Below are 20,275 nucleotides of genomic sequence, written 5' to 3' on the forward strand. Positions count from 1 at the left end.
TTTTAAATTAAAGTTGTATAACTGCTTGTATTCCCTCATTCCAAAATTTGGCTTCCGGCATATAATAAAGATAAACATTAGAAGCTTTTCCGGTGTATTCACCTGCAAATTCTACTTTTAAATCCAGATTTATGGTTTTCGTTTCGTTGGCTTCAAAATGTTCCCGAAAAATAACGCTGAGAATCCTGTGCAAACACAAAATGAACCACAAATACAGGCAATAACAGATAAACTTTTTTCATCTTCGATAATATGTCTAAAAATAGAGAAAAAAAAGAAATCTCCGAGGAAATTTCTTTTTTTAGACCCATTCTTATGTTAATTTTTAATCACTTTAAAAGTTTCCCACCCTTTTTCTGTTCTGGCTCTGATGAGATAAACACTCTGTGGATATGAAGAAATATCGATCGCACTTTTCCCTGAAAGTTTTTCTTTTTTCATGATAATTTTTCCTGCCAAATCATAGACATAAAGCTCATCAACCGAAAGATCTGAAATAATATTTACAGGACCTTTCGTAGGATTAGGAAATATTTTTATCTGATGCTCTGTGAGGCTTCCCGCTTCTGTTTCAAGCTTTTTGTTCAGATAATTCTGAGAAATGTTTTTATCGCATTCCGTAAGTGTTGCACGTTGCAAAATAAGCCTCAAAAGAAGATCATTCAGCTTTTCAACTTCGTAAGATTCTACAGTAGGTTCAATATGATTGTTCCCGATTCCGCTGTGATTGGTAAGGAAAGTATATGTTCCGTTGGTCATCAGCGCAAAAGTTCTCATCAGATATTCCGTTTGTTTATCAATATCGCTTGCCGAAAGAGGAATGATGGTTATCCCTTTTTGTGCTGCAGTTTTTATATATTTAAAAAGCTTCTCAATATTTTCTGCCGACTGATGTGGTGGTGCATCAAGAATTAAAAACATGATTTTGGTAGAATTTCCTGTACTCCATTTCAGCTCATTTACAGATACATCCATTGCTTCTGCTACAGCTTCCGGAAAATCACCGCCACCTGAAGCATTTTGCTGTTTGATAAAATTTAAAAGCTGTCCCGCATCATCACTAAAATCAAACTTTTTGGTTACATATTCATCGCCTTTATCTCTGTAAAAAACAGAACCATATCTTACCTCAGTATTTTTCAGGTTAGATTCAACTTTCTTAAGAACGTCCAGAAGCTCAGACTGTAAATAAGCAATTTCATCGCCCATCGAACCTGTTGCATCAACCACGAAGGCAAGATCTAAAGCTCTTTTTTCGAGACACGGTTTATCCAGAACAATAAGGTTTTGTCCGTTTTTGAATTCTTTGGGATTATTACTGATCATATTATTTGATTGATCTCTCAAAATATATTTTCCAATGTTTTGCTCTGAGTCAGTCATTGGATTAATCCATAATTCTGCATTTCCAAGATTATCTGTAACCGCTTCCCAGACAATTTCATTTTTATCATTAACTAATTTTAGTTTTTCTCCTACGACCGGCTTTTTATTTTTATTCACCAGTTGTACTGATACTCTTCTTTCAGGGAAAAATTTCCATTCATTTTTATATCTTTCTAATGCAGGTACAGCAATATCCATCCAATAATTCCATTTAGAAAAATCATTTGCTTCTCCGGCTGTTAATTGTCCTGCTTTTGGAAGCTCTTCCTCTTTTTCTTCAGTTTTAGCTGTGATGTCCGTTTTAGCTTTGGGAAAAAGTTTATTTAAAAATTTATTAAATTTTTGATTTTTTGATTTTGAAGCATCTTTTGTGGAAATTACAATAACACCGTTTGTGGCTCTGCTCCCATAGACAGAAGTTGCTGCCGCATCTTTAATCACTGAAACTTCCCTGATATTTTCCGGTTTTAATTTTTTAAATTTTTCTCCGCTTGCAATTTCACCGTTAATAACATATAAAGGTTTTGAACCTTCTTTAATCGAAGCAACTCCCCGAATAAGAACAGCATTTTTGGAAGATCCGGGAGTTCCGGAAGAAGAACTGATTGATAATCCTGGAGCGGCTCCACTTATAGAATTTAAAAACCCTGCGCTCGGTGAATTGCTTGCGATGAGATTTCCCCTCACCGCTGAAGATGATGAAACAAATGGAGATTTGGTTGCCGTTTTACTATATCCTAAAACAACAACTTCCTCGATTTTTTTTTCTTCAAAACCACTGTCTACAAAAACGTAAGGAACATCTTTATTAATTGCTATTGGTTTTATTTTATAGTTCTTAAAACGATTTATTATTGATTTTTGTTCAAAAGTAAAGCCTGATTCGGGATTATACCGATTATGTAATTTCCCCCCATCTTCATAGGCTAATATTTTTTGATTTTCTTTTAAATGATTAACTTCTTTTTCAATATTCGATTTCACCATACTGTCGATCATCTGAACATCTGAATTTGTTTTTGGAGAAACAGTATTCTGAGCAATCGCCGGTTTTTCAATTTCAGAAGCATCATTTTTATTGATGAAATAAAATGTTCCCAAACCGATCATCAAACTCGCTGCAATTCCATATGGAATCCAAATTGGGATGATTCTCTTTTTTTCTTCTTTTTTATCTAATTTTTCTTCAACTTTTGACCATACTTTATCAAAACCCGGAAAAGTCGCAGGTTCTTCCGAAAACTGAGAAGCCTCATTGAATTTTTTATCTATATCGTGATTATTTTCCATTGTGTAAAGTTTAAATGTTGTGATTTACGAGCAGTTCCTGTAGTTTTTTCCTGGCAAAATTCAGCTGAGATTTTGAAGTTCCTTCGCTGATTGAAAGCATTGTTGCAATCTCTTTGTGAGGATACCCTTCAATCGCAAACAGATTAAAAATCGCTCTGCATCCTTCCGGAAGGAAATTCAGAAGCTTCAGAATATCTTTTTCGAAAGAAAGATTTTCTACTTTGGAATCGGGAGATTCTACAAGATTTTCATCTAATGAAATATGCAAAGCTTTTGTACTTCTCAGTTTCTGAAGACATTCATTCACCGCAATTTTCTTCGCCCAGGCTTCGAAAATGTCATGATTTTGCAGTTGATTCAGTTTGGTAAAGATTTTATAAAAAGTATCAGCCAATACTTCTTCGATGTCTTCATCGTTTTTCAGATAGCGCTTGCAGACTGCGTACAGTTTGCCCGCCATTTTCTCGTACACTTTCCGCTGTGCGTTGCGGTCGTTCCGTTGGCATTCTAAAAGTAATTCTTTTTCCATAGTCAGGCTTTATACTTTTATAGATGCAGGAAATTTCTCGCAGGTTGGAAACATTTAAAACTTTTTTCTAAAAATAATGAAATAGTTTAAGTGGTTGATGGTTTTTAGTGAATAGTTGTTAGATTTAAACGAAACAATATTGAACACAAAGTTCTCAAAGATTTTTTTGAATACTAATTGTTTTAAGTTTCACAGAACCGTTCTACTTTTAAAAGCTCACTAAGTTTTGCAATAAAGATTCACCACAAGATTCACCACAATATTCACTAACGGTCTCAAACACAACAATGCTAAAACTCTCCAGCTCTTCCATTCAATTTTAACCCTTTTTTAACATTACATTCTGTAACATATGCTTAAAATTGCAGACTATTTAAAATATAATTTAAAGATGATGGGGTTTCAATTTAATGATTAATAGAAATTGTATTTGGAATTTTAAAAATCATCTTTAAGACAAACAGATTCATTACTTATGAAAAACAAAAGATTTGCATCACTACTTTTTATTTTTTGCGCAGGAAGTATGATGTTTGCTCAGGATGACCTGATCAACAAGTTGAAGAACAATCAATCTCAAAATGCCAATTTCCAGTTTACTACATTGAAAGATGTGGGTGCAACTTCGGTAAAAAACCAAGGCTCGTCGGGAACTTGCTGGAGTTATTCGGGAAATTCTTTCCTTGAGTCTGAAATGCAGAGGATGGGAAAAAAACCGGTTGATTTGGCTGAAATCTTTACGGCTAGAAATTCTTATCACGATAAAGCAAAATTATACGTTTTAAACAGCGGAGCAATCAGCTGGGGAGACGGCGGCGAACTTCACGACGTTGTCAATATGTACAAAAAATACGGAGCCGTTCCACAAGATGTTTATACAGGATTAAAATCCGGGCAGACTTTAAATAATTTTAAAGAAATGCAGGATAAACTGAAGCCTGTGCTTGACAGTTTGGTTGCTGCTTCATCAAAAGGAAAACTTTCAGATAACTGGATGGATTCTGTAGATGCTATTTTAGACGAATATTTAGGAAAAGTTCCGACAAACTTTATGTATGAAGGAAAAAATTATACTCCGAAAACTTTCGCTAAAGAAGTAGTAGGAATTAATCCTGAAGATTATGTTGAAATTTCTTCTTACAAAGATTATCCTTACTATCAGAAATTCGTAGTACCGATTCCTGATAACTGGAGCCATGATTCTGACTGGAATGTTCCGATGAAAGACTTAACAGCAATTATCGATAACGCTGTAAACAAAGGCTATTCTGTAGGTTGGGCAACCGATGTTTCAGAGCCTTATTTTTCATACAAAAACGGTGTGGCTTACGTTCCGGATACAGATTTAGATCAAATCACAAAAAGCAACAGCGGAACTCTGTTTACTGAACCTAAAAAAGACAAAACCATTACCGAAGATATGCGCCAGAAAGCCCTGAATAACCTTTCTACAACCGATGACCACGGAATGCATATCGTAGGATTAGCGAAAGACCAGTCTGGAAAAGAATATTATATGGTGAAAAATTCCTGGGGTGTAACCAATGATTTTGAAGGATATTTGTATGTAACAAGACCTTATGTTGAATATAAATCGACTGCGATTTTGGTACATAAAAATGCAATTCCGAAAAACATTTTAAAACAATTAAAACCAACGAAAAATATTGGTTTATAAAAAGAAATCATTATTGTCTAGCAGACAATTAGATATTTAAACTTGTTAATAAGCCGTCTGAATTTTATTCAGGCGGTTTTTTTGTTTTAACTATTTTTTTTACGCAAGGGTCGCAAGGATTTTTTTCTAATATCCTGCATATTTTCTGTTCGCAAGGGCAGAACTGCGTTCGTAAACTTTCAGTTTATGTTCAGCAAATGACAGCAGAAACCCTAATTCATCTCTTTCTAATTCGAAATAATGATTAAAAGCCAACGAAAGTATTGTTTTGTATAGAGATTATTATTGGTTAGATGACATTTAAATATTTAAAGTTGTTAATAAGCTGTCTGAATTTTATTCAAGCGGCCATGTCCAGCTAAGACTAGAATTTCTTTGCTGAGTGAAACGCCTTTGCGAACGAAAAATATTCTCAATAAATTAAAAAAATCTTTGCGAACTTTGCGTTTAAAATAAATCCAGCCTTACTAAAAGTAAAAAACCGTTCTCAAAAATTTGAAAACGGTTTCTCTAAAATCAAAAAAAATATTAGGTAAAATTATGTGTACAATAAAAGTGAACTGCCCTTTTTACTTCGTAAGTGAATAGTGGAAATAAAGTTTAAATAATAAATTGACCACGAAACAAACAGCAATTCACTATGTTTTTTTAGTAAAGAACGCCTAAGCTTGAACCTTCAAAGTCAGCAAGTTCTTCTACTCTGCCGTCTTTTATTTTTTTTGCCCATTGATAATCGCTTAACAAAGCACGACCAACGGCAACCAAATCAAAATCTTCACGATCAAGCCTTCTTATCAATTCTTTTAAATCTGCCTTTTCAGAACCTTGACCGGCAAAAGCTGACATAAAATCACCACTTAAACCTACAGAACCCACTGTAATTGTCGGTTGACCGGTCAGTTTTTTTGCCCAACCTGCAAAATTTAAATCAGAACCTTCAAATTCCGGTTCCCAGAAACGTCTTTGTGAACAGTGAAAAATATCAACTCCCGCTTCTTTTAAAGGTAACAACCAATCTTCCATTTCATTAGGATTTACAGCCAATCTGCTCTTATAATCCTGCTGTTTCCATTGAGAAAGACGAATAATAATCGTAAAGTTTTCACCAACAGCAGCTCTTATCGCTTTCACAACATCAACTGCAAATTTGCTTCTTTCTTTCAATGTTTTACCGCCGTATTCATCAGTTCTTGTATTTGTAACTTCCCAGAAAAACTGATCGATCAAATAACCATGAGCTCCATGAATTTCTAAAACATCAAATCCCAAATCTTTTGCCGATTTCGCCGAAGCCGCAAACTGAGCTATTGTATCCTGAATATCTTCCAAAGTCATTGTAGAAGCCTTTTCCATGTCAACCAAAGGATAATCTGCCGAACTTCTTGTGTCTCCGACATGCCAAATCTGAGGTCCCATTTTTCCGCCATTTTGATGAACTGCATCAATCACATTCTTCCAGCCGTTTAATGCTTCTGTTCCGTAAAAATCAGGGATATTCTGCATATTTTTTGATGCCGGTCTGTTGATAACCGTTCCCTCAGAAAGAATCAGTCCCACTTCTGAAGCGGCTCTCCTTGCATAATAATCTGCAATTTGCTGAGTCGGAACTCCGTTATCAGATTGAGCTCTCGTCATAGGAGCCATTACAATTCTATTTTTTAGTGTTAAATTCTTGTATTGAAAAGGTTTAAACAATGATTCTGTACTCATTTTTAAAATATATTTTATAATTGTTACACAAAGTAACTAATAATAGTTCGTTTTTGTATCTTTTAATTAAAAAATAGTGGTAACTTTGTAGTAACTTATATTAGTAACCTGAAAGTAACATACTTTTTAACCACAAAAGGCACAAAAGATTATTTGTGAATTTTAAGTTTAATAATTGAATGTAAGAAAGATCATATAAGTTTTAAAAATCAGAGATTTTTGTTTTTTGTGAGCTTTAAACTTTAGAGTAATTGAACTTAAAAAAATTAGACACAACAGAGCTTTTGTGACTTTTGTGGTTAAATAACAAATAGTTAAAAAAATTATCATGAAAAAGAATGAATTAATGGAATACAGCTGTCCTTTAGGTAAAGCAATGTCTGCATTAGGAAGCAAATGGAAACCAATTATTGTATTGGTAATTAAAGACCGTAAATTACGTTTTGGTGAACTTGCCGTGCGAATTAATGTGATTTCCAGAAAAGTTCTGACCGATCAATTAAGAGAAATGCAAACTGACGGATTGGTTATTCGTGAAGAGTTCAAAGAACTTCCGCCAAGAGTTGAATATTCTTTAACGGAAAAAGGTTTGGCACTGTTGCCGATTTTATATCAGTTGGAAGAATGGGAAACAAAATATCATGTTTATGATCCTATTAAAGATAAAGATTGTAAAACTTTTTTGGATGAGAAAAAAGTGAAAAAAGTTGTTTTTCTATAATACACGTCAAGTTTTGTCGTCATTATGGTTTTATTTTGTTTTAATAAAAAAAACATTATGAGCAAAATTTACGACGGATTTAATTCAATAAGTGCTTTATCACTCAATAATCCCCAGGGAACACAAAATGGACTGCAAGATAAATATTTAAAAATTAAATATTTATCTTGTAAGGAAGAATCAGGCTATGTAACTTTATACTTTGAAATACAATCAAAAGGCTTAAAAGATTTTATTTGTTCTTTATCAGTTTATAGAGAGGGGAAATTAGGCTTTTACCCTGAAGGAATTTCAAAAATAGAGAAAGTGTCCAATGGCATATCTAAATTGTCTTTTGGATATCATAAATATTCTGACAAAATGATTGGAAGTAAAAATAATTTTTACGCCATTATTTCCGCAGATAATATTTCTGCAAAAAGCCAAAATTTTAAGACTGTTTTTAAAAGTGAATCTTCTTCATTACAAAATTGCGGAAGTGAGTATAAAAATAAAATAAGGTGTACGGAATATCATGGAACTTTTGGTCCCGAATATGTTGGAGAGATTTCGTTAAAACAATTTAAATTCTGGAATAATTTAATAAGTAATTCTGTTGTAACACAAGATGAGAAAGATATTTTAATTGCTATGTCGGAAAATGAAGGAAATTTAGACTGTGTTCAATCTTATGATAGTGAAGTTTTTTCAGCAGGAGCAATGCAAAAGACAGTAAATACAGATAGTGAAGGTGAGTTTCCTATTCAATTGTACGAGTTTAATATGTCTTTTCCAGAAAAGGCTTCAAAGCTTGAAAAATGTGGTTGGAAGGTTGAGGCAAAGGATAACAAATATATAATATCTTATAATGGAATATCTGGCAAAGAACTAAAAAACTACATACGTGACGGATTTACAAATGAAAGTTTTAAAAAATTTACACTCTGTAAACCTTTGGAAGCAATTATAAAATTACTAAATGATACGGATTTTCAGACAAAACAGATTGAAGATTTTATCGAAAGATTACATTTTTGCTTGCAAATTAAACCTTCAAATCACAACTATAAAATTGGTGACTTTTTAAAAACAAAGTTAGGTAGAGCTATTGTATTAGATCATCACGTAAATAGAAAGGCACATGTAAAGAAATGCTTTGGCGAATCATTAGACACTTTTTTTAAGCAAAATTCACAAGTATCAAAAAATCCAAATGATTGGGGAAACAATTTTTCTGTTTACGAAAAGAAAATATTGGAAATCTACGGTCCTCTTAGAGGAGAAAAAAACAAAGGATACTCAATGACAAATGCAAAAATAAGATATGATCAATTAAAAAATAAACTATGAAGAAATTATTACTAGCAATGTTTTTTATAACATTAATTTCATGTTCTGAAAAAATGAATTTTGTTAAAACAATAAAAATTACACCAGATTGTACACTCGGTTTCTTAAAATATGATAAAGAAATGGATTTGTTTTATCAGCCTTACCTCATACAAAAAAATAAAGCCACAGCTATTAAAAATTATGATATAAATAATGGCTTTAATTCTGGGTATTCAGATTTAAAAGTATCTCCAAATAAAAACTATTTTATTATTGAAAATATCATTAAAGGATACTCGAACGATGGAACTGAAAAAAAACTTCATGAAAATTATCTCTGCTCAATAGTAAGCATAAAAGGAGACTCAATTATTGTAGGAAGCCTTCAAGATAGATGTGACGGGTACTGGAATATAAATAATCAATTCATCTTTGAAAATGAAATAGTTTTTGATGGAAAGCAATAGCTAAAAAAACCGTCCTGTCAGAATTCTGAGTAGGACGGTTTCAAAATTTATCTAAAAATCTCAATTAAAATATCGCAGGATATTTCTGAGGATTTGTTTCATTAAATAATGCGTAGATTTTTTCAACCATATCATCAGCAGAAGGTTTAGAGAAATAATCTCCGTCACTTGCATAAGCCGGTCTGTGGTCATTTGCAGCAATCGTCAAAGGATCAGAATCCAGGAATCTGAATGCTTTTTGTTTTTCTAAAATCTGCTGTAAAATAAATGCTGAAGTTCCACCTTGTACATCTTCGTCAATAACGACCAATCTGTTGGTTTTCTTTACAGATTCAGCAATTTCATGAGTTAAATCAAAAGGAATTAACGACTGAACGTCAATAACTTCTGCATAAATTCCTAACTTTTCCAATTCGTTTGCTGCTTCCATCACAATTCTCCAGGTCGAACCATAAGTTACCAAAGTCACGTCTTTTCCTTCTTTTGTAACCTCTATTTTTCCAACAGGAACTGTAAATTCACCTAAATTATCCGGTTGTTTTTCTTTTAATCGGTAACCGTTCAGACATTCAACAATTACAGCAGGATCATCGCTTTTCAACATTGTATTGTAAAAACCTGCAGCAATAGTTAAGCTTCTCGGAACCAATACCAAAATACCTTTTGAAAGATTCAGAATTCCTGCCATTGGAGAACCGGAATGCCAAACTCCTTCCAATCTGTGACCTCTTGTTCGGATGATTACAGGCGATTTCTGACCGCCTTTCGTTCTGTACTGAACCGTTGCCAAATCATCACTCATTCCCTGTAAACAGTATAAAATATAATCTAAATACTGGATTTCAGCAATGGGTCTTAAACCTCTCATTGCCATTCCGATTCCCTGACCAAGAATGGTAGCTTCACGAATTCCGGTATCGGCAACACGAAGTTCACCATATTTTCCCTGCATTCCTTCAAGACCCTGGTTTACATCACCAATATTTCCGGCATCTTCACCAAAGACCAAAGTTTCAGGATATTTTTCGAATATTTTATCGAAATTATTTCTAATCACCACTCTACCGTCAACATCTTCAGAAGCGTCAGAATAAACAGGTTTAATCTCCTGAACATTTTCTGCTTTCCATTGAGACTGAGAATACAAATGTGAAGAATAGTTGTCTTTTTCAACCTCAAAAATCTCATTGTATTTCTGCATCAACTGGCTTCTTTCAGCAGAATTTGTTCCTCTTGTTGCCAATAAAGACTTTCTCACCAAGTGGAAAATATCTTTCTTCGCTTTTGAAACCAATTTATTATATTGAGCAATATAAGTCTCTATTTCAGAATTCTGACTTTTCATGTTTTCAACTAAAGGTAAAACTCCAAAAGCCAATTCGGTAATTGTTTTCTGGTAATTTTCCCAAGCCAGTTTTTGTCCTGTTTTTACTTTTTTCTTGGCCTCTTCATCAATTGCATCCAATTCTTCGATGGAAGCAATGATTTCTTCTTTCCCTTCAATTTCAATTGAATAATTTAAGATCCATTCTCTGAATTTTACCAAACCGTCAAAATCTGCTTCCCAGGACAAACGGTCTTCGTTTTTATATCTTTCGTGAGAACCTGAAGTAGAGTGACCTTGAGGTTGTGTAACTTCAATAACGTGAACTACAACCGGAACCGATTCTGTTCTAGCAAAATGTTCAGCTTTAGCATAGGCATCCAACAACGCAGCGTAATCCCAAGCTTTCACCTGAATAATTTCGCAACCCTGATTTTCTCCTTCTTTTCTCTGGAAACCGCTCAACATTTCAGAAATATCTGCTTTTGCTCTCTGTTTCATGGTTGGAACAGAAATCCCGTAACCGTCATCCCAAATAGAGACAATCATCGGAACCTGAAGCGCACAGGCAGCGTTTAAAGTTTCCCAAAAATGACCTTCTGCTGTAGAAGCGTCACCAATTGTTCCGAAAGCGATTTCGTTTCCATCTTTTGAGAACTTTTCAGAACCTTCAAATTTTACGGATTTGTATATTTTTGAAGCTTGTGCTAAACCTAATAATCTTGGCATTTGTCCTGCAGTAGGAGAAATATCTGAAGAAATATTTTTCTGAGCCGTTAAATCTTTCCAGCTTCCGTCTTCATTTAAACTTCTTGTTGCAAAGTGACCGTTCATCTGTCTTCCGGCAGAAGCGGGCTCTCTTCCAACACTTGTATCGGCGTACAATTGCGCAAAGAAACTTTCAACAGATAAAGCATCAATTGCCAATGCAAAAGTCTGATCTCTGTAATATCCCGAACGGAAGTCACCGTTTTTGAAAACTTTCGCCATTGCCAATTGCGGCAACTCTTTACCGTCACCGAAGATTCCGAACTTAGCTTTTCCGGTAAGCACTTCTCTTCTGCCCAAGTAAGACATCTCACGAGAAATTCTTCCCAATTTATAGTCTTCAAGTATCTGATTTTTAAAGTCCTGAAAGGAAATTTGCTGAGTTTCAATATAGGTTGTCTGCATAGCCAAATATTAAATATTTTTTATGTTGAAGTATTTTGCTAATATACACTTTTTATATTAATTTTAATTTTTAATAATCTTTTTTAAAAATTTGATAATGAAGATTATTCTATCTTAATTTTACATAATATTGAAAAATGGAAAAAAAATCACCTCATATTTTAAATGCTTCAAGTAATTTATTGGGATTTTCGATGTTGATAATTACTTCGCTTAAAATCACAAAAGTGAGTCACAATACTTATCTGGATGAATTTTCAGGAGTTGCATGCGTGTTTTTTGCCTGTAGCTGCTTTTTCTCATTTTTAGCGATAAGAACTATAAAAGAAAAGTCTGAAATAAGATATGAACGTATTGCGGATTATCTATTTTTAATCGCTTTATTTTGTATTGTATTGTCTGTGATTATGATAACAACGATGATTCTGGATTAGAATCGTTCTATTTATAAATCTAACCAAATTTTTTAAAAATTAAGATATTGAAGTTTTTAAGAAAAAAATATTTCAGAATATTTTAAGGTTTAGCAAGCTAAAGTATTAAGCTGCACGCTTAAATCAATTTTATTGATTCTTAAAAAATCTAAGATTTAATGTTCTTAATGGTAAAATTTTCTCTCGCTGATTTTTATTTTAACATTTTAAATCTGCTAAATTTCCTAAATCTGTGAGAACCAAAAATTTCAGAACTTTCTTTCAATTACATAATCCAACATCGTGTGTAGAGATTTTCTGACTTGAGAATCGGGAAATTCGTCCAGAATATCCTTTGCTTTTTGCTGGAAATCTTTCATTACGGTAATGGCATAGTCTAATCCTCCTGAACTTTTCACAAAAGCAATCAGTTCTTTTACGCGTTTTTGATCGTTATTGTAGCGTTTTATGGTATTGAAATAATATTTTCTGTCCGTTTCGCTGGCAATTTTTAAAGTATGAATTAATGGTAATGTCATTTTTTGTTCTTTAATATCAATTCCAACCGGTTTCCCGATCACATTTGAACTTAAATAATCGAATAAATCATCTTTAATCTGAAAAGCCATCCCGGTATACGTTCCGAACTGCATCATTTTTTTCGCTAAATTTTCATCAGCATCATTAGAAAGAGCCCCGATTTCACAGCAAGCGGCAATTAAAGTAGCTGTTTTCTGACGGATAATCTCATAGTAAACATCTTCGGTGATGTCTAGTTTTCTGGCTTTTTCCAATTGAAGAAGTTCGCCTTCAGACATTTCTCTGATGGTTCTCGAAATTACTGAAAGCAAATCGTAATCTTTATGGTCTGTAGACAATAAAACTGCCTTTGAAAGTAAAAAATCTCCTACTAAAACTGCAATTTTATTTTTCCACAACGCATTGATTGAAAAGAAATTACGGCGCTTAAAACTTTCATCAACCACATCATCATGAACCAAAGTAGCGGTGTGAATCAATTCAATCATCGAAGCGCCACGATAGGTTTTTTCATTGACTTCTCCGATTAATTTAGCACAAAGAAACACAAACATCGGGCGCATCTGCTTCCCTTTTGTGGTAACGATAAAGCGGGTAACTTTATCCAGTAAAGCGACTTTACTTTGCATCGATTCATAAAACTTCTGTTCGAAAAGTTTCATTTCCTCATTGATCGGCTGCTTGATTTCTTCTACAATGTTTGCCACGAAGTAAGAATGATGGGTGAGTATTTATTAATTCTCACAAAGATAATTTTTTTAAACCAATTTTAACAAAAATTAAAGTTTGAGTTTTTCAGTTGGGATAAAATATAAAAATGGCTTTGTATTTGAGATCGGTGAAGAGAATTTTTCACCAGAAATATAGATTCCTTTTTCATCAACTGCAATTCCTTCAATCTGCCCGATCGTTAATGCGCTGCCTAAATAAAGATGTTTTGGATTTTCCTTAAAAAAAATTCCAGGTTCTGTTTCTTTGAAAATATTGAGAAAAACTTCTGTTTTTTTGGTGTAGCCTACGACGTACAATTTCTTTTCATAGTAATAACAGTCAGTAACCACGAAACCAGTTTGGTAAGTTTCTATTTTCTGTGCAGCCTGCTTTTCAAAATCATTGGGATCTAAAGTATAATGAGTTGTTGATTTTGAAGCCCATTCTTTGGTGAAAATATGGATTTTTCCATTTAAAAAAATCATCGATTCCAAATCGAAATCTGTGCTGATATTTCTGGATGTAAAATTATTTTGACCGGGATAATAAAATGAAATAATCTTCATTGAATCATTCTGCAACCGATTATTCTGGAAAGGAATTTTATAGATTTTTAAATCTTTCCGGGTTCCTGCGTTATTTCCAAAATCTCCGATGTAAAAGTTTTCATTGTCGTTAGTTAAAGCTTCCCAATCTTTGTTTTCAGCATTAGTTTTTAAAGTATTAAGAATTATTCCGGAAGTTTTATCGATTTCATATAACTCGGCAGGATTTCCGCTGTCATTGAAAGTGTATAATTTTCCATCAAGAAAACTTAAACCCGAAGTTTCCTGAATAGAATCATTTAAGACAGCAACTCTGAATTTTTTAAGCTTAAAAATTTCTGCTTGTTGAGCCTTAGAAATAATCGAAAAACAGACAAAAAATAACAGAAAAACCTTCTTCATTGAGCAAAAATAAGTTTTTTTGATTTGAATGGATAATGAATGTCCGTTTTTAATCATAATACTAATAATCGACAGTCTTTTTGTCTTTCCGAAGGAATCTAAATCATTTTATTTCAATGTGTTGAGATTCTTTCAGAATGACAAAAATGGAGCTAAAAATTAAATTATTACAAATTACGGACATACATAAAATGGATTATTAAGAAATGGAATTAAGAATTGAAATGGAAAAATTTGAACCAATAGGTGGTTCTTTCGATATCAACATATTTTAGCACGGAGTTTCACCCACGCTACTGGTATTGAACCATTTCATGATTCTTAAGATTTTGAAATGTGAGAATTATTCCTAAGATATTTTGTTGAATTGTTTTATGGTTTAATTTCAGAAAAAAATTTAGCTAAAATTATTCAGCTTCTTTGTTGGCCAATTGTCCGCAAGCTGCATCAATATCGCCACCACGGCTTTTTCTGATCATGACGGTAATTCCAGCATTTTCTAACTGACGAACGTAGTTATCTTCGGCTTTTTTGTTGCACTGATCGTATTTTCCGTCACCAATTGGATTGTATTGAATCAAATTCACTTTAGAAGAAACCTGTTTACAATATTTAATCAGCGCTTTAATATCTTCATCACCATCATTAATTCCTTTCCAGACACAATATTCAAAGGTAATAACAGAACCTGTTTTTTTGTACCAGTATTGAAGAGAATCCATAATATCCGTCAAAGGAAATTTATCGGAAAATGGCATAATTTCGTTACGCTTCACTTCAATTGCTGAGTGAAGTGACAATGCTAATTTCACACGCAAATCGTCATCTGCCAACATTTTAATCATCTTCGGAATTCCAGATGTAGAAACGGTAATTCTTCTCGGTGACATTCCCAAACCTTCCGGCTGGGTGATTTTTCTGATGGCTTCCACTACATTTTTGTAATTCATCATCGGCTCTCCCATTCCCATAAACACAATGTTGGTAAGCGGTCTGTTGAAATACATTTTACTTTGGCTGTCGATTAAGGCAACCTGATCTACGATTTCTGCAACTTCAAGATTTCTCATTCTTTTGAGTTTTGCGGTTGCACAAAATTCGCAGTTTAAAGAACATCCAACCTGTGAAGAAACGCAAGCTGTGGTTCTGGTTTCGGTAGGAATTAAAACAGATTCTACCAATAATCCGTCATGAAGTTTGACTCCGTTTTTGATGGTTCCATCTGTACTTTTCTGCAGCTGATCCACGGAAACCGGATTGATGGTATATTCTTCTGAAATTCTGTCTCGAAGAGGTTTCGAAAGATTCGTCATTTCATCAATCGAATGGAGATTTTTACTCCACAACCAATCATAAACCTGCTTCGCACGAAACGGCTTTTCTCCCAAAGAAACAAAATATTCTTTGAGCTGGTCGAGTGATAAAGTTCTGATATCTTTCATGAAATTGTTGGATGTTGGATGTCAGAAGATGGAAGAAAAATTGGGTGCTGAATTGCAAACTTCCAGCACCCAACTTCCAGCTTCCTAATTTATATAATTAACATTGCGTCACCATAAGAGTAGAATTTATACTTCTCTCTTACTGCTTCTTCATAGGCCTGCATTAAAAAATCTTTTCCGGCAAATGCGGCAATCATCATCATTAATGTCGATTTTGGCGTGTGAAAATTGGTAATCATCGCATTGGCAACTCCGAAATCGTGAGGCGGATAAATAAATTTATTTGTCCAGCCATTGATAGCGGAAATTTTTTTATTTGAAGAAACTGAAGTTTCAATCGCTCTCATCGTTGTTGTTCCTACAGCACAAACTCTTCTGTTTTCCTGAACAGCATTGTTGATAATCTCAGCATTTTTTTCATCGATAATGATTTCCTCAGATTCCATTTTGTGCTTAGATAAATCTTCAACTTCAATCGGATTGAAAGTTCCCAAACCAACGTGAAGAGTAACCTCAGCAAAATCAATTCCTTTGATTTCTAATCTTTTCATCAAATGCTTAGAGAAATGCAGACCTGCAGTTGGTGCCGCTACAGCTCCTTCTACTTTTGCATAAATGGTCTGATATCTTTCAGCATCTTCCGGTTCTACTTCTCTTTTGATATATTTTGGAAGTGGAGTTTCTCCTAATTCTTTTAATTTAGATCTAAATTCTTCATAAGGTCCGTCAAATAAGAATCTTAAAGTTCTACCTCTTGAAGTTGTATTATCGATAACTTCTGCCACTAGAGATTCGTCTTCAGTAAAGAATAATTTGTTACCAATTCTGATTTTTCTTGCAGGATCTACCAAAACATCCCAAACACGAGTTTCTTTATCAAGCTCTCTCAATAAGAAAACTTCAATTTTAGCTCCTGTTTTTTCTTTATTTCCGTAAAGACGTGCCGGGAAAACTTTAGTATTGTTGAAGATGAAAAGATCTTTCTCATCAAAATAATCTACAACATCTTTAAATGTTTTATGCTCTATCGTTTGATTCTTCCTATCAAGAACCATTAATCTAGACTCATCTCTATGTTCAGATGGGTGCTCTGCCAACAATTCTTCAGGAAGGTCAAAATTAAAATCGGATGTCTTCATTTTTTAAATTACGGTTTAAAAATTATAAAAATTACGGATGCAATTTTTCGGACTGCAAATATACAACATTTGACACCCCTTTGTCAAGTGTTTATTTCACTCTCCTTTATTCATGGTAGTTACAGGCATGAATTTTTATTATTTTTGATTTATTTTAATTGAAAAATAACTATTTTGGTTCAACAGAATATACACTATGAGCAAATATTTGTGGATTGTCAATAGGTCAAAATAATAAATAAGCAACTTCAAAAAGGAGTTGCTTTCTATTTTAGTAATTCAATATCTTTTTCCAATCCTCAAATTTTCTTTCAAAAGAAATTGTGTGAAGAGGACTTGTGGAAGGCAATAAATACATCGGAATTCTAAAATTTTTACCTAAAATTTTATGCAGATTTTTATAAGACTTTCCTCCGTTGCAGAATATTGCTTTAATATTAGGATGTTGTTCTAAAAGTTCTTCGATCTGATTAGCCTTTTCGTTTTTTATTTCGGAATCAAGACTACCTTTTCTTTCGCAGGAATCAATGACATCCCAAAGTGCGATATTGTGTTTTTTTAAAATATTGATTCTATCATCATAATTCTCTGTAAGCTCTTCTTTAAATAATTCAAAAATAATCTTCCAGAATTTGTTCTGAGGATGACCATAATATTGTTGTTTTTCTAAAGATTTTACTCCGGGAATTGAACCTAAGATTAAAATTTTAGATTGTTGATCGATAAATGGTGGAAACGATGAGATTCGGTTTTGCATGATTCAAATATAGTAGATTTTGGCTAAAGCCTTTCTTGATTTTGAAAACAAAAAGCGGACTAAAGTCCGCTCCTATTGATAGATTTGAATAAATTTAATTGTTATTTTTAGTTTCTTAAATTACAAAGTTTCTTTCAACCAATCGAAAAATTCTCTCTGCCAAACCAAACCGTTTTGCGGATGAAGCACCCAGTGATTTTCGTTTGGAAAGTAAACTAATTTAGATTTTAAACCTCTCAACTTTGCAGCCTGAAAAGCTTCCTGACCTTGTTCGTAAGGAACTCTGTAATCAATTCCGCCCTGAACGATCATAATGGGTTTATTCCATTTTTCCACAAAATTACTTGGGTTAAAATCGGTGTACGCTTTTGGAAGCGGTTTTTCCCACGGAGAACCCAAATCCCAGTTTGCAAACCAAAGCTCTTCAGTCGTAAGATACCAAGATTTCATATCAAATAATCCATCGTGAGCGATGAATGTTTTGAATCTGTTGTTGTGAACTCCAGCCAACATAAATACGCTGTACCCTCCGTAACTTGCACCAACTGCAGCAACTCTTTCTCCGTCCACATACGGTAAAGTTTTAGCAAAATCTGTAGCAGCTAAATAATCTCTGATGGGTTGCCCACCCCAGTCTTTTGAAATTTCTTCATTCCATTTTGTTCCCCAACCCGGCATTCCTCTTCTGTTTGGTGCAACCACGATGTATCCGTTTGCAGCCATTAAAGCGAAATTCCATCTTACGCTGAAGAATTGTGTTAATGCAGATTGTGGTCCGCCTTGGCAATACACTAAAGTCGGATATTTTTTATTCGGGTCAAAATTTGGCGGATAATGGAACCACACTCCCATTTCTTTTCCGTCTGAAGTTTTTATCATCTTCAACTCAGATTTCCCTTGAGAAAGCTTAGCATAAACCTCTTTGTTAGCATCTGTAATCTGCTTCAAATCTCCATTTTTAAGATTCACAGAATAGATTTCTGATGCGTGATTGATATCTGTTTTTGAAACTAAAAGTGAATTTTTCTGATCTGCAAAAATTTCATTAATATCAAAATCTCCTTTTGTAATCTGCTGAACTTTTGAATCTTTAGGATTTAAAGAAAATAATTGCTTTGTTCCTCTGAATGCCGCCGTAAAATAAATAGCTTTTGAGTCTCCGCTCCAGAAAACATCTCCTGAAACAGATTCATCCCAAGCTTTTGTAAGATTTGAAGTTTTACCCGATTTCCAGTCCATCAACTTGATGTCGTTTTTATCAGCTTCGAAACCGTCTCTTTCCATACTTTGCCAAACCAAAGACTGTCCATCGGGACTGAATTTTGGGTTAACATCATACCCTTTATTAGATTCAGTTAAATTTTTTGTCGTTCCTGAAGCTAAATTGTAAGCGAAAATATCGGTGTTTGTACTCGTGGAATATTCTTTTCCACTTTTAGGTTTTGTAACATATAAAAGCTGTGAAGAATCCGGGCTGAAAACAAAATCTTCCGCTCCACCAAAAGGTCTCTGCGGTGAATCCCATGTTTTGCTTTCCAATAAATCTTTTGCAGAACTTACATTCGCTGAAGTTTCAACTACAAAAACGTGGTTGTATTTTCCTTCATTGAAATAATCCCAATGTCTGTGATTCAAATCAGTATAAACCTGAGCAGTCGTTTTTGGAGTATCGGAATATTTATCTTTCCCCATTAATTTTTCAACCAGAACCTGTTTGCTGAAAGCAATTTTCTTTCCGTCCGGAGAAATGACAATGTTATCAGCTTCACCAATGGTATAAAATTCTGTCCAGGTTTTCCCGCTGTCTTTTGAAAGGAAAATCTTGTCTCCTTCCTGAGCATAAATTCCGTTTTTATCCCATTGAATTAGTGCTTTCTTGCCTAAATCTATTTTTGAAGACTGATTACTGATAACATTTAAAAAGTAATTTTCGTTCTTTGTTTTTTCAGTTTTCAAATCGGTTTGCCCAATCTTGTAAATAAGAGAAGATTGATCTGGAGAAACTGCCTGTACACCCACTTTTTTCAAAGTCCAAAGTATTTCAGGTGTCATGAGTTGTTGTGCATTCATAACCAACGGAGCTGCCAGAGCGAGCAGACTATGTTTTAATTTCATATAATTTTCATTTTAAAAGAATTTAGAACACATAATAATATTCATTAATTCTTATTTAATTCAAAGATTGCCAAAGTTAATATTTAAAATAAAAAGAACCGAAAAATTAAAGCATAAAAAAATCCCGCTTTAATTTGCGGGATCGTATTTAAGAAATAATATCTTCATTTTCTTCTTCGTGGTCATCTTCATTATCGCTTCGGCTGTAAAGATTATTTTCTTCATCTGGAAGCTGATTGGTGATTTGTTCGAAATTATCATCGTCTTCAGCACCGGGAACATCCAATCCGTAGGGCATTCCGTCGTTGACGTGATTAGGATTTACAATCGGATTTCCATCGCCATCCAAAGGAATATGTTCTTCTTTATTGAAAATATCTTCGCTAGGATTATAATCCATTTCTTCTAACTTTCTGTCTTGCTCGTTTTTTTGATCTTCTGGTGTCATAATATTTTATTTTAATGTTAATTATTCAAAGACAAAAATGAGTCCATTTTTTTTAAAGAGCCAGGGTAAAAGTAAAAAGAAACAATTTGAAGAGATTAAGCTTATGATTTTCAATCTGCAACTGAAAATTTGAATTTTAAAATCCAGTAATAAAACCTTGCAGTACCCATCCCG

General features: G+C 33.7%; 17 protein-coding genes. 5 read left to right on the forward strand and 12 right to left on the reverse strand.

The genetic code is table 11. The features are described from left to right. Nucleotides 1-7 precede the first annotated feature (7 nt). The 3 genes from ACOOWA_RS08695 to ACOOWA_RS08705 form a co-directional block, all read right to left on the reverse strand. Entirely contained in the window at nt 8-193 is a 186-nt protein-coding gene (locus tag ACOOWA_RS08695) for a hypothetical protein (protein ID WP_421374595.1), read from the reverse strand. A 125-nt stretch (nt 194-318) separates the two neighbouring features. Continuing rightward, nucleotides 319-2,676 carry a T9SS type A sorting domain-containing protein gene (locus ACOOWA_RS08700; RefSeq protein ID WP_421374596.1) on the reverse strand — a complete coding sequence of 786 codons (2,358 nt, stop codon included), beginning with the start codon at nt 2,674-2,676 and terminating at the stop codon, nt 319-321. 10 nt (nt 2,677-2,686) lie between these two features. Beyond that, nucleotides 2,687-3,205, reverse strand: coding sequence for an RNA polymerase sigma factor (locus ACOOWA_RS08705; RefSeq protein WP_421374597.1), 519 nt, complete (start codon nt 3,203-3,205; stop codon nt 2,687-2,689). A gap of 475 nt (nt 3,206-3,680) precedes the next feature. On the opposite strand from ACOOWA_RS08705, the gene ACOOWA_RS08710 reads away from it, so the two are divergent. Beyond that, a complete protein-coding gene (locus ACOOWA_RS08710) occupies nt 3,681-4,883 on the forward strand; it encodes an aminopeptidase C (protein WP_421374599.1) in 1,203 nt (400 codons plus the stop codon). Between the two features lie 648 nt (nt 4,884-5,531). On the opposite strand, the gene ACOOWA_RS08715 is transcribed toward ACOOWA_RS08710, so the two are convergent. Further along, on the reverse strand, nt 5,532-6,593 hold the full coding sequence (locus ACOOWA_RS08715; protein ID WP_421374600.1) for an NADH:flavin oxidoreductase: 1,062 nt from the start codon (nt 6,591-6,593) through the stop codon (nt 5,532-5,534). Nucleotides 6,594-6,921: 328 nt separating this feature from the next. Here ACOOWA_RS08715 and ACOOWA_RS08720 point away from each other — a divergent pair, with 328 nt between their 5' ends. Genes ACOOWA_RS08720 through ACOOWA_RS08730 form a run of 3 tightly spaced genes read left to right on the forward strand, consistent with a single transcriptional unit; the run spans nt 6,922 to nt 9,092 of the window. Further along, nucleotides 6,922-7,314 (forward strand): winged helix-turn-helix transcriptional regulator, encoded by a 393-nt coding sequence (locus ACOOWA_RS08720; protein ID WP_421374601.1) that lies wholly within the window; start codon nt 6,922-6,924, stop codon nt 7,312-7,314. Nucleotides 7,315-7,371: 57 nt separating this feature from the next. Beyond that, nucleotides 7,372-8,643: a hypothetical protein gene (locus ACOOWA_RS08725; protein ID WP_421374602.1), complete on the forward strand. Its 1,272-nt coding sequence runs from the start codon at nt 7,372-7,374 to the stop codon at nt 8,641-8,643. After that, complete coding sequence (locus ACOOWA_RS08730) at nt 8,640-9,092, forward strand: hypothetical protein (RefSeq protein ID WP_421374603.1); 453 nt, start codon at nt 8,640-8,642, stop codon at nt 9,090-9,092. Before ACOOWA_RS08725 ends, ACOOWA_RS08730 begins: the two co-directional genes overlap by 4 nt. A 64-nt stretch (nt 9,093-9,156) precedes the next feature. On the opposite strand, the gene ACOOWA_RS08735 is transcribed toward ACOOWA_RS08730, so the two are convergent. Further along, nucleotides 9,157-11,589, reverse strand: a complete 2,433-nt coding sequence (locus tag ACOOWA_RS08735; RefSeq protein ID WP_421374604.1) for an alpha-ketoacid dehydrogenase subunit alpha/beta — start codon at nt 11,587-11,589, stop codon at nt 9,157-9,159. 137 nt (nt 11,590-11,726) lie between these two features. On the opposite strand from ACOOWA_RS08735, the gene ACOOWA_RS08740 reads away from it, so the two are divergent. Beyond that, a complete protein-coding gene (locus ACOOWA_RS08740) occupies nt 11,727-12,023 on the forward strand; it encodes a hypothetical protein (RefSeq protein ID WP_421374605.1) in 297 nt (98 codons plus the stop codon). Nucleotides 12,024-12,271: 248 nt separating this feature from the next. On the opposite strand, the gene ACOOWA_RS08745 is transcribed toward ACOOWA_RS08740, so the two are convergent. The 7 genes from ACOOWA_RS08745 to ACOOWA_RS08775 form a co-directional block, all read right to left on the reverse strand. After that, nucleotides 12,272-13,249, reverse strand: coding sequence for a polyprenyl synthetase family protein (locus ACOOWA_RS08745; RefSeq protein WP_421374607.1), 978 nt, complete (start codon nt 13,247-13,249; stop codon nt 12,272-12,274). A 72-nt stretch (nt 13,250-13,321) separates the two neighbouring features. Beyond that, nucleotides 13,322-14,200 (reverse strand): hypothetical protein, encoded by an 879-nt coding sequence (locus ACOOWA_RS08750; RefSeq protein ID WP_421374609.1) that lies wholly within the window; start codon nt 14,198-14,200, stop codon nt 13,322-13,324. A 407-nt stretch (nt 14,201-14,607) separates the two neighbouring features. Beyond that, nucleotides 14,608-15,642, reverse strand: a complete 1,035-nt coding sequence (gene rlmN, locus ACOOWA_RS08755) for a 23S rRNA (adenine(2503)-C(2))-methyltransferase RlmN (RefSeq protein WP_421374611.1) — start codon at nt 15,640-15,642, stop codon at nt 14,608-14,610. Nucleotides 15,643-15,731: 89 nt separating this feature from the next. Next, nucleotides 15,732-16,781: a tRNA preQ1(34) S-adenosylmethionine ribosyltransferase-isomerase QueA gene (gene queA, locus ACOOWA_RS08760; protein ID WP_421374613.1), complete on the reverse strand. Its 1,050-nt coding sequence runs from the start codon at nt 16,779-16,781 to the stop codon at nt 15,732-15,734. Nucleotides 16,782-17,052: 271 nt separating this feature from the next. Continuing rightward, a complete protein-coding gene (locus ACOOWA_RS08765) occupies nt 17,053-17,538 on the reverse strand; it encodes a DNA-deoxyinosine glycosylase (RefSeq protein WP_421374615.1) in 486 nt (161 codons plus the stop codon). A gap of 120 nt (nt 17,539-17,658) precedes the next feature. Further along, entirely contained in the window at nt 17,659-19,653 is a 1,995-nt protein-coding gene (locus ACOOWA_RS08770; RefSeq protein ID WP_421374616.1) for an alpha/beta fold hydrolase, read from the reverse strand. Nucleotides 19,654-19,801: 148 nt separating this feature from the next. After that, nucleotides 19,802-20,101: a hypothetical protein gene (locus tag ACOOWA_RS08775; protein ID WP_421374617.1), complete on the reverse strand. Its 300-nt coding sequence runs from the start codon at nt 20,099-20,101 to the stop codon at nt 19,802-19,804. Between the last annotated feature and the right edge of the window lie 174 nt (nt 20,102-20,275).

This window comes from Chryseobacterium sp. GP-SGM7, from assembly GCF_049166575.1.
Taxonomy (GTDB): Bacteria; Bacteroidota; Bacteroidia; order Flavobacteriales; family Weeksellaceae; genus Chryseobacterium.